Annotated in this window: 9 protein-coding genes; all 9 read left to right on the top strand. The window is 64.3% G+C overall.

What is annotated here, in order from left to right:
* Window positions 1-34 precede the first annotated feature (34 nt).
* Window positions 35-1,003: an AAA family ATPase gene (locus tag JMV54_RS05970; RefSeq protein WP_201518013.1), complete on the top strand. Its 969-nt coding sequence runs from the start codon at window positions 35-37 to the stop codon at window positions 1,001-1,003.
* A complete protein-coding gene (locus JMV54_RS05965) occupies window positions 1,000-2,268 on the top strand; it encodes a DUF58 domain-containing protein (protein WP_201518012.1) in 1,269 nt (422 codons plus the stop codon). The genes JMV54_RS05970 and JMV54_RS05965 overlap by 4 nt, the downstream gene beginning before the upstream one ends.
* On the top strand, window positions 2,265-4,658 hold the full coding sequence (locus tag JMV54_RS05960) for a transglutaminase-like domain-containing protein (RefSeq protein ID WP_201518011.1): 2,394 nt from the start codon (window positions 2,265-2,267) through the stop codon (window positions 4,656-4,658). The genes JMV54_RS05965 and JMV54_RS05960 overlap by 4 nt, the downstream gene beginning before the upstream one ends.
* A complete protein-coding gene (locus JMV54_RS05955; RefSeq protein ID WP_201518010.1) occupies window positions 4,659-6,140 on the top strand; it encodes a serine/threonine-protein kinase in 1,482 nt (493 codons plus the stop codon).
* Window positions 6,141-6,334: 194 nt separating this feature from the next.
* Entirely contained in the window at window positions 6,335-6,838 is a 504-nt protein-coding gene (locus JMV54_RS05950) for a hypothetical protein (protein ID WP_201518009.1), read from the top strand.
* Window positions 6,839-6,882: 44 nt separating this feature from the next.
* Window positions 6,883-8,622: a hypothetical protein gene (locus JMV54_RS05945; RefSeq protein ID WP_201518008.1), complete on the top strand. Its 1,740-nt coding sequence runs from the start codon at window positions 6,883-6,885 to the stop codon at window positions 8,620-8,622.
* Complete coding sequence (locus JMV54_RS05940) at window positions 8,619-10,316, top strand: S8 family peptidase (protein WP_201518007.1); 1,698 nt, start codon at window positions 8,619-8,621, stop codon at window positions 10,314-10,316. The genes JMV54_RS05945 and JMV54_RS05940 overlap by 4 nt, the downstream gene beginning before the upstream one ends.
* Before the next feature lie 161 nt (window positions 10,317-10,477).
* Window positions 10,478-10,801: a WXG100 family type VII secretion target gene (locus tag JMV54_RS05935; protein WP_201518006.1), complete on the top strand. Its 324-nt coding sequence runs from the start codon at window positions 10,478-10,480 to the stop codon at window positions 10,799-10,801.
* Window positions 10,802-10,834: 33 nt separating this feature from the next.
* Window positions 10,835-11,125 (top strand): WXG100 family type VII secretion target, encoded by a 291-nt coding sequence (locus tag JMV54_RS05930; RefSeq protein WP_201518005.1) that lies wholly within the window; start codon window positions 10,835-10,837, stop codon window positions 11,123-11,125.
* Window positions 11,126-11,246 lie beyond the last annotated feature (121 nt).

Here is an 11,246-nt window from a genome sequence, read left to right as displayed (position 1 = left end):
ATAATTTGACTGAGTAGACAGGAAACACCGAAACATGGCACTGAGCGAACAACGCGCACGCGAGTTTGCAACGCTATTTGCCGCGCTGGTCGACAACGTCGGCACCGCGCTGCTGGGGAAATCGCACGTCATCCGGTTGGCGCTGACCAGCCTGTTTGCCGAGGGACACCTGCTGCTCGAGGATGCGCCAGGCACCGGCAAGACCGCACTCGCGCGCGCCATTGCCGCCTCGGTATCGGCGCCGCACAACCGCATCCAATTCACCCCCGACATGCTGCCGAGCGATATCACCGGTGTCACCATCTTCGACCAGTCAAAAAACGAGTGGGAATTTCACCACGGCCCGATTTTTGCGTCGATTGTGCTGGCTGACGAAATCAACCGAGCATCCCCCAAAACCCAGTCGGCGCTGCTCGAAGTGATGGAAGAAGCCCAGGTAACCGTCGACGGGCGCACCTACCTGACACCGCGACCGTTCATGGTGGTCGCCACCCAAAACCCCGTCGAACAGGCTGGCACTTACCGGCTACCCGAAGCCCAGCTCGACCGATTTCTCATGAAAACCACCGTGGGATACCCGCCACACGACCAGTTCGTGGAGGTGCTCGAAGGCGCCGCTGCGCCCGACCGATCCCGAATGCTGCAGCCGGTCATCGACGCCAGCTCGGTGATGATGTGGGCCCGCGAAGTTGCCGATGTGCACACCGACCGCGCCGTCACCGACTACATCGCCAACCTCGCCGAAGCAACCCGCGATAGCGAACACACCCGCCTCGGAATCTCCATCCGCGGCGCAATCGGGATGGTGCGCTCGGCGCGAGTGTGGGCCGCAGCCCAGGGCCGCGCCTATGTGCTTCCCGACGATGTAAAAGCCCTGGTCGAACCCGTTTGGGCGCACCGACTCGTGCTCGACCCCGACGCACAATTCGCCGGGGTCACGGCCGCCAAGGTGCTCTCGGATGCGGTCAACCGCGTTACGCCACCCTCGCAGGGAGCGGCGTGACCGACACGCGGATGCGACCACGACAGCAGGGCGTTGGCGGTCGCATCTCGGCAACCACGCGCACCGTGCGGGCGACCACACAGCTGGTGCGATCGGGGCTATCAACCACCACCCGCACCACGCGGCTCGTTGTGCACCGAGCCGGCTGGTCTGCGCTCGTGCTGCTGGCCGGGATGCTCTTGCTCGCGCTCGCCTGGGGCTGGGTGGAGGCCGCCGCAATCACCTGTTTTGTGGCGGTCGCAGCACTCATCGCGCTCGCGGTGGTATTCGTGCCGGTGACCTTCCGCGTGCGGGTCGACTTTGAACAGTCGCGCGTGGTGGTGGGAAGGGTCAGCGTCGCCTATCTCACCGTGACCGCTAGCCGCCGCGGCAGCCGCGCCACCGTGGTCAATGTGCCAGTGGGCGAACTGACCGCATCCTTTCTTGTACCTCCGCTGGGGCCGCGCGAAACCTGGCGCGAACCGTTCATCATCCCCACCGAGCGCCGGCAGGTGCTCACCCTCGGCCCGGCCGCTGCAACCCGAGTCGATCCGCTGGGGCTGCTGAGCCGCGACACCATCCTGTCGAATAAAACCGAGCTGTACGTGCATCCCCGCACCCTCGCACCCGACTATTCGGCAATCGGTTTGCTCCGCGACCTCGAGGGCGAAATTTCGCCAACTATTTCACCGTCGGATATCGCCTTTCACTCGCTGCGCGACTACGCCCCCGGCGACGACCGCCGCCACGTGCACTGGCCCACCTCAGCCCGACTCGGCCGCCTGGTGGTGCGCGAATTTGAACAAACCCGGCGCAGCGAGCATCTCGTAGTGCTCGACCTGCGACGAGACTCATACGACGGCGAAGAAGCCGCCGAACTGGCGCTTAGTGCAGCCTGCTCATACGGCGTAGAGGCTATTTCACTCGGCCGCTCGGCATCGGTGCGTTTTGGCGAAACCGAGATGCCACTCACCACGGCGATGCGGCTGCTCGATGCGGCCAGCGACACCAAGTTCGTCGCCGAAGGGCTGGCGCTGGATGAGCTCGTCCACGCGGGATTGCGCGAACGCCCGCAGGCATCAGCCGTCACGATCATCACCGGCGAACGCATCGACAGCGAAGAAATTGCGCGCGCCGTACGCACCGTTCCGCTCTCCGCACGCCCGCTGGTGTTGCGCACCGCAGCCGGCGGTCGGGTGGTGCGCGGTCGAATTGCCGACGCACCGGCCTTCACCTTTGCCCAGCTGAGCGATCTGCGGCGCATTAGCGGGGTGATGGTGCTGTGAACCAGCAGACCCAGCAACGACCACTCACCCTGTCGCGGCTGGCGGTCATCGTGACCGCGCTCATCCTGCTGCACCTACCGGGCGTGTTTGCACACGAACCGGTGTTTGCGCAGGGGGCCGGGATGCGGGCTGCCGCAATCGGTGCCGGGCTCGGTATTGTGCTGGCGGTGGTGGCCGGCCATTGGCGCTGGCACTGGGCAACCACCGCCGGTGTTGCCGTGCTCAGCTACTTTGCCTTCGGCGCGGTGGCGGCACTGCCACAAACCTCGCCCGACGGCATCCTGCCAACAATTGACACGCTCACGGCACTTGTGGTGCAGCCCGCGAACGCGTGGAAAGACCTGCTCACACTGGTGCCGCCGGCATACCCCTTCATTGGCCCGGCCGTGCTGCCCTATTTCACCGGGCTTGTTTCGGCGCTGACCGCCGGTTTTGCCGCGATGCGCCGCCGGGCCGTATTCACCACGGTGCCGCCAGTTATCTGGTACGTGATCGGTGCCGCCTGGTCGGTGCCCTACGCCCCGAACGCGCTGTGGCTCGGAATCGGGCTGGTGGCAGCGGTGAGCGGCTGGCTCGCGGTTGTTGCCAGCTGGGAACGCACCGACCTCGGCACCGACGTCGCAGTGGGTGAAGCCGCCCGCGCGGCAGCTCGCAACGAGGGCGAGAGCATCGACAGTTCCGCACCCGGGATGCAAACCACCGTGCATGCCGGGATGCAGCGGCGTCGGGTGGTGGCCAGCCCGCTGCGTCGTGCCGCCGCCGCGCTCGGCACCATCGCAGTGGCCGGGCTGGTCGCCGCGCTGTTCGCTCAGGCCTGGCTTGGGAACGCACCCCGCACCGTGCTGCGACACTATGTGGCGCCGCCGCTTGTGGTGCAAGATCTTGCGACACCGCTCGAACGCTTCCGTCACCTGAGCGCCGATCTCGTAGATGAACCCATCATGACCGTGTCGGGGCTCCCGAAAGACGGGCGCATCCGGTTCGCCGCAATGGACCACTACGACGGCGTGCGCTGGGGCATTTCCGAACCTGATTCGGGACGCGGCTTCCGGCAGGTGGGCGAGGTTGTCTCAATGTCGGATGCAGAAACAAAAATTCCCGCCGCCCGCGACTACGCCATAACGCTCGATCTGCAGCGCCCGGTTTCGCGCTGGGTGCCGAGCCTGGGGCATGTCGAACAGGTGTATCTCTCAGACAGCGCGGTGGCGGCCTCACTGTTTTATGACGTCGATCTGCAATCGGCGGTGGCAGCCGAAGCACCCACCGAAAATATGCGCATTGAGCAGCGCGGCTGGGTAGAACCCGGCTGGTCGGAAGCGCAGCTGAGCGGACTGGAGTTCGGGAACTCACCGATTCGAGCGCCCGAACAGCTGCCCGAAAACCTTTCGAGCCTTGCCACCTCGGTGACCGCAACCGCATCCTCACCAATCGACCGGGTGCGTTCACTCGAACGCCACTTCCGCGACACCGGCTACTACGCGAACGGTCTCGAATACCCCTCGGCGCCGGGACACAACAAAAACCGCATCTCGCATCTCATCGATGACGAACAAATGATCGGTGACGACGAACAATACGCCACCGCCATGGCGCTCGCGGCGCAGAGCCTCGGCATCCCCGCGCGAGTGGTGGTCGGTGCCTACCCAGACGGCTATAGCGATACCCAAATGGTGCTGCGCGGCAGCGATGTGCACGTTTGGGTTGAGGTCGAGTTCGAAAATGTCGGCTGGGTACCGTTCGACCCCACCCCACCAAAAGACCACACGCCGCAGACCGAACTTCCCGAACCAAAATCCGTGCCTCGGCCGCAGGTATTGCAGCCGCCGGAGCCACCAAAAGAACCGCCCCAGCTGCCAGCCGAGTTTGAAGATCGCGATATCGAAGACCCGGTGCAATCGGGGGCACCTTTCCCGTGGTTTACCGTCGGCGGCGGCTCACTGCTGCTATTGCTGCTACTGGCACCGGTGCTCGGTGTGCCGCTGTATAAGGTGTGGCGCCGGCAGCGCCGACGTCGTTATCGCGGCCGGGATGGTGTGCGCGCGGCCTGGTATGAGGCCGAAGACTATGCGATTGACGCGGGCTTTGTGCCGAACAAAACAAGCACCGTGCTCGAGCACGCGCAGCTGCTTGAAACGCAGCGCCAACTCGACGGGGCCGCGCTGGCCCTTGCTAGTGAAGTGGGGGCCGCCGAATTCTCGGGCCAACCGGTGACCGACACCGAAAAACAGCGAGCCTGGGAAGCCGAGCGCCGCTTGCGCCGCGCGCTCACCCCCGAGGGGCTGTGGCAGCGGTACCGCGTACGCATATCGTGGCGTACGCTCAGAACACGACACCGTCGCAACCGTGCCGACAAACCGCGTCGCCACCCCCGGGACAGTAAGGAGCGCTAGGTGGGTACCGCCAATCCTGAGGGTCCCGAGATCGCCGGATACACGTGGCGAGAATTTCTCGGCCGTGGCGGCAGCGCCGACGTGCACCTGTATCGCCAGCACGTACCCAAACGAGATGTTGCCATCAAGGTGCTGCGCCAGCAGGAAGGCCCCCGGGCAGCTGCCGCAATCCGCCGCGAAGCGAATGTGCTGGCACAGGTGTCATCGCATCCCGGCATCGTTTCGCTCTACGCCACCGGCCGCACCGACTCGGGCGCGCCGTGGATGGCGCTTGAGGCCTGCCGCCCGCCGATCTGGGAGCGTGGCGGTACCGCGCTGAGCCTGGTAGATGCGCTGCGCTACGGCGTCATCATGGCGGGCGCGCTGGCGACGCTGCACTCGGTGGGAATCGTGCATCGCGATGTGAAGCCGGCCAATATCCTGGTCACCGAGTTCGGAGCACCCGTGCTCACCGACTTCGGTATCTCGGGGGCGACCGGATTGCCGATGCGCCCCGGCGAGGGCGGACTGTCGGTGCCCTGGGCCGCGCCCGAGGTGCACTACGAACACATCACGGTATCGCCAGCGCAGGATGTGTACTCGCTCGCGGCGACAATTTGGACCTGGCTGGCGGGGAACTCACCGTTTGAAATTCCCGGCGGCGACAACTCCCGCAGCGCGCTGGTGGCGCGCGTACTCTCGGCGCCGGTCAGCAGCATCGGACGGCGCGATGTTCCCGAATCAGTGGCGCAATTGCTGCTGCGGGCGATGTCGAGGGATGCGGCAAGCCGGCCGTCAGCAGCTGATTTTGGTCGACTGCTGCAGCAGCAACAGCGCGAGCTCGGTATTCCCGAAACCGAACTCGAAATCCGCTCGTTCGGCACGGTGCGGCAGGGGCGCGCCGCAGTCGAGCTGGCAGACGACCCGGACGCCACCCGCATCCGGCCAGTTTCGGTCATCAGCGCGGCGACAACCAGGCAACAGTCTTTCGATTTTTCCGATCCGCCGATGGTGCGCCACCTGTCGGAATCAATTCACCGAAGTGCCGACACCGACACCGCATCTCGGGAGGTCAAGCCGCGGCGCGCATCCGTGGTGGGGAACGCCATCGCAATTGCTGCCGGAGTGCTCATCGCCGGGGTGCTCATGTTCGCGCTATTGCGGGGCGGCGGCTGGACCGTGGCTCCGGCAGCGGACGATCGTAACCCGGCCGCCGCTGAGGATGTGGCCCCCACCACAGTGCCCCGGGTGTCGGGGCTCAAACTCACCGTGAATGGTGGGGATGCGGTGGCCACCTGGCAGGCACCCGATCAGGTCGCCAATATGAGCGGCAAGCCGTTCGGTTATCGCGTCGAACGAGCGGGGCACGACACCATCATCGAGCTGACGGCGCACAATTCGGTGAAGTTTCCGATCGTGAGCGGTTCAAACTGCATCGAGGTGTGGGTGCGCGGCGCCGACGGACAGGTCTCGGCGAGCCAGCGGGCCTGCCTTACGCACTAGTTGGCGGGCAGGTTACAAAAAAGTTTCACCCGGTGAAAGTCACTCAGGGTACACTGCCCCCGTCAGTGACGGTATCGGCAATTGCGGGGGAGCGCACAGTGTCAGAAAACGTTGACGTAGCGCCGGATTCAGTTTCGGCCGCAAAAAATCTCATGACCTCAAGTGGTGATATCACCACTGAAACTGCGTCGAAGATGACAGAGGTTTCGAATCGCCAGACCGCATCCAAGTGGACCGACCTTTCAGAAACCGGCATGGCACTCACCCGCAGCCAGCAATTTGCGGATGCGCTCGCCGCCCGGATGCGTGAGGCGGCTCATGCGGCCGAGCTGTACACCCAAATGCTCATGCAAACCCACGACGAGTTCCAAACGCTCGATGAGGCTGGTCAGCAGCAGATGACGAACCAGTTCACGCAGCTCGAAGAGCGTAGCGGACTGGGGGAATATGCGCGTTCGGTTGACCCGTATTTGCAGCGTGAGCAGGTTATTGCCCAGCTCGAGATGCTGCCAGAGTTCTTGCGCAATGTCTTTTTGGGTAGCGACGACTTTCTCACCCAGCTCATGCCCGACTGCTCCACAGCTGAGCGTGACGAGGTGCGTGGCTGGTTCCAAAACAGCGCTAAGAAGTACTTCGCCATCGACGAGTACATCTCCCAACGGATGACCGCCGACACTAACGAGCTGCCAGCTCACTAACCATTTGTGCGTGACATTTGCGAAAGAACACTAAGGACTGACTCGTGGGCTACTACGTTGACCGACTCAGCAAGGTAATGCAGGCAAACCTCGGAGACTTCACCTCCGACTCGAGCGAACTCACCGCCGCCGCTTCAGAACTTGATTCGAGTGCGCAAAAGCTTCGCCAGATTATGAAGCTCGACACCATGTTTGGCGGCACCACCGACGTTGCCATCCGTTCGAGCCTCGACAAGCTCAGTAACTACATCGACCTGTTGCAGGCCACTGCGCTCAAGGGCAGCACACTCACCGACGAGATGCAGGGGCACATGCAGACCGCGCAGCACGACTACCAAAACCTCCCCAGCGGCGGAGTGAATTTTTTTGAGTTTGTCTACGGCATGCTGCCGCTGGTGTGGACCCCGAGCACCGGCTTGACCAGCGGTGCCAGCTTCCTTGAGGGCCTGCGCGCACGTCGCGAACAGGAGCGTGAGCGCATTGCTCGCGAAGCGCTGCGGAGGCTGCACTCGAACATGGATGGCAGCTCGAACCAGATGAATGCGAAAGCCATTCGTGAACTGCTGCTCGACGGTTCGGGCGACAACTCATCGTCACCGCACTTCACCGACTACAGCGGCGTGCCCAGCGGCGAGCCCGAGCTCTATACGCCCTCGACGAATGTGCCGCCCGTATCCGAATGGCCCATCAAGGTGTACCGTCCCGGTGAAATGAGCCAGGACGGCCCGCTCGATAGCGGCTATGCGCTGACCCTTGACCCGCGTAACGGTGTCGCCCCTCGTGACCCGGTCATCCGTGATCTCGCCGAACAAGAAATGCGGCGGCAGCTGGCCGGCGGCGCGATGCTCGGCGGCGCCGGTATCGGAGCGCTCGGTCTCGGGGCTGCGGCGCTCGGTGGTCGTGGGGCTGCGGCGCTCGTACCCAATGCCGCACTGCCGGCTATGCCGGGTGCCGGTGCGCCGGGCGGTGCCCGTGGTATGGGCATGATGCCGATGGCAGGCGGTGCGGCCGGCAGTGCTGCCGCGGGTACCGCTGGCCGCGGCGGTGCTGCGGGCGGTCGTGGAGCCGGATTTGTGGGAGGTTTCGGCGCTGGTGCCGGTGCTGGTGCTGGTTCAGGTGCCGGACGCGGTGTGAATGCTCCCGGTGTTCGAGGCGCAGGAGTCGCTGCGGTGCCGGCCGGTCGCGGTGTTGGAGCCGCGGGTGTCACGGGTGTTGCTGGCGCCCCGGGTGCCACCGGTGCGGCCGGTGCCGCAGGTGCCCGTGGTGGTGCCGGCGCCGGTATGGGGCGCGGGCCCGGTATGATGCCGATGGTTGGCGGTGGTGCGACTGGTAATGGTGCCGGTGCATCCGGTCAGCGCAATAGCGGCGGACGCGGTGCCGGTGCTCGCGGTGGTGCTGCGATGGTGAAGGGCGGTGCCGCAGGCGCTGCTGGCTCGGGCGGTGCACGCGGTCTCGGTGCCGGTGGTGGTGCCGGTGCTGCCGGTGCCGCTGCTGGTGCGAGTGCGGGCGCCGGTCGAGGAGCCGGGGCTGTCGGCGCCGCAGGTGCCGGCCGTGCTGGAATGGGTATGGTTCCGTTTGCCGGTGCTGGTGCCGGAGCGGGAGCCGCTGGCCGCGCCAAAGGCGGCCGCGACGAGCGCAATAACCGCCGCGGCAACAACTTTGGTGCCTCCGGTATCGAGTTTTACGAGGCACCGGAACAGGTCGAGGTCGGCGCTGCCGGCGAGGCCGGCTCGGCGACCGACCGCGTCATCGAGGTCGCGGCTCCGGAAGGTGACCGCTGGTGACCCCAATTGCTCGAGTAGGTATTTGGCGACGCTCGCAGATGGCTGCGGGCGTCGCCCTCGTTGCACTAGCCGGCAGCCTATTTGCCCCGGTAGCGCAATCGGCAGCGGCGGCAGAGACCGCCAGCTGGTTCAATAGCGAACTCGGCTACAACCAGCTTCTCGAACAGGGACATGACGGTTCAGGCGTCACAATCGCGATCGCCGAAACCGGTGTTGACCTCAATTCACCCGACCTGCAGGGCGCCGATATTGAGGTCGTGCCAATGCCGGACGAATGCGCACCGCTGCGCGACCTCGCCGAACAGGGCACAGTCGTCGACCTTGACGGCGGCAACTATCAAGACTCGATCAATCACGGCACCAATGTCGCGGCCATGATCGTGGGGCAGGGTGGCCCGGAACGCATCCAGGGCGTCGCGCCCGGCGCGAAACTGCTGGTAATGGAGGTTCCGTTCGCGGTCACGCCAGGCTCGTCACAGTGGCCCGAAGCCTGCGACCCGATGGCGGTTCTCGGCGGCGGCCGGATGGCAGACGCCGAAGAGCGCGGAGCCGACATCCTGTCAATCTCGATGCTCGGCCCCATCCAACCCACCAGCTACCAGAGCGCCTACTGGCAGATGCAGGGCAAAGCACTGGTGACCGGTGCCGGTAATGACGGCAACGTCACTGCCGAATCAGCCGGCCTACCGGGCGTGGTGACCGTCACCGCAACCAAACCGGGCAATACGGCCACCGACTGGGCTGCGTCAGGCACCGGGCTCACCGTGGCAGCACCCGGCGAGGGCCTCATGCTGCGTGAGGTTGACGGCAGCCTCACCACCGGCGGTGCGGGCACAAGTTTTTCAGCACCAATCGTTGCCGGCACACTCGCACTGGGACGCCAACAGTGGCCGGATGCAACGTACAACCAGCTCATCCAATCACTCACGGCAACAGCGACGGGCGGCGGTGCCGTTTCAGACAAGCTCGGTTACGGTGCCATCGATCCGGTGAAATTCATCCAGAACGACCCTTCGCAGTACCCCGATGAGCCGCTCACCTACCCAGATTCGGTCAATGCCGACCCCGGCTGGGATGTGATCCGAGAGATCTGTGACGGCTTTCCGCTCGATGAAACGATGGGATACGTCAGCAATTACCGAGCGGATGCGGGTATTAACCCCGAAGTCGTCAAATGGCTGCCACAGGTGGCAAAAGACGAGGGCTGGCTCGGAATGGCGCCAGATGCCGGCTCGTGGGGCGCAGCCCCGCCGAGCGAGGCGGATGGGCCGGATGCTTCGGATGCATCCAGTGCGGCCCCGGCAGAGCGGGGAGGTATCGATCTTCCCATCCTCATTGTGCTCGGCGTAATCGCTGCGGTGGTGGTCATCGCGGTGGTAGTGATTGCGGTGGTCGTTACGAGCCGCAAAAAAGACCGGCCCAGACAGGCGATGTCAGCGCACGAGCTGCATGCATCCGGTGGATATCACCGCGGTCACCCCGATGGTTATTCGGCACCCGCGGGCCAGCCGAACGGTTACCCGGGCCAGCCGAACGGTTACCCGGGCCAGCCGAACGGTTACCCGGGCCAGCAGCAGGTGCATCCGGGTGCCAGAAATCACGCATCCGGGATGCAAGTACCCCCGCAGGCACCGAATTGGCAGCATCCGAATCACCGCCCAGGTGAACAATCGGGTGAACAGCACCGTCGGTAGAGGGCGGAATCGGCCACTACCTTTGAGAAAAAGCCCTGGTCAGTGCCGATTCTCAAAAGTAACGGAAAAGCAAATTGTCAAATTACCCGAAATCCGTATACTGCACACGCAATCCGCACGAAGCAGGCACACGTCTGCGAACCAATACCCAGAGGTGAATCATGACTGTAAACGCAGAAGCTGGTGCCATTGATCGTGGTGCCCAGATCGTCAACACGTCGCGCAGCGAGCTGACCCAGACCATTTCGACCCTCCGCGGCCAGATCGAGGCAATCTCGGTGGGTGCTTTCGACGGTCGTACCGCCACCCAGTTCCGTCAGCTCATGACGCGCTGGGACGAAGACGCCAACCGTCTCGTTTCGGCTCTCGACAACTTCGAGTCGGATCTCCGCGGCACCCAGGCAGACTTCGACACCACCGATGAGGAGCGCGCAGCTTCGCTCAACATCGAAACCTCGAACATCAACTTCACCTACGGCGCCTAGTCGGCGGCAACGAATCGAAAACGGAGAAAAATCATGACTGACATTCGTGTTGACTACGGCGTAGTTGCCAGCGCACAGAACGACATCGACACCGGTTCGCGCAACATCTCGAACCAGCTCGACGACATGGAGAACCAGCTCAAGCCGCTCGTTGAGCAGTGGACTGGTGAAGCCGCTAACTCGTACCAGGTTGCCAAGGCTAACTGGAACTCGGCCCTCACCGACATGAGCCAGGTTCTGCAGCAGATCAAGGCCCTGCTCGGCGAATCGGCCTCAAACTTCAACCAGACCGACCGCAGCGGTGCGGCTCGTTTCGGTGGCTAATCACTAGTTGACGCCGTTCAAACTAGCGACAAGACCCTGGCTTTCGGGCCGGGGTCTTGTTGTGTCTGCGGTGCTCGCCCGGCTCCCGGCTTCCGGCTCCAGCCCCCCCCCAGCCCCCCAG

This window comes from Gulosibacter hominis (genome assembly GCF_904842695.1).
GTDB lineage: Bacteria > Actinomycetota > Actinomycetes > Actinomycetales > Microbacteriaceae > Gulosibacter > Gulosibacter hominis.
This window is presented reverse-complemented; position numbering and strand designations above follow the sequence as displayed.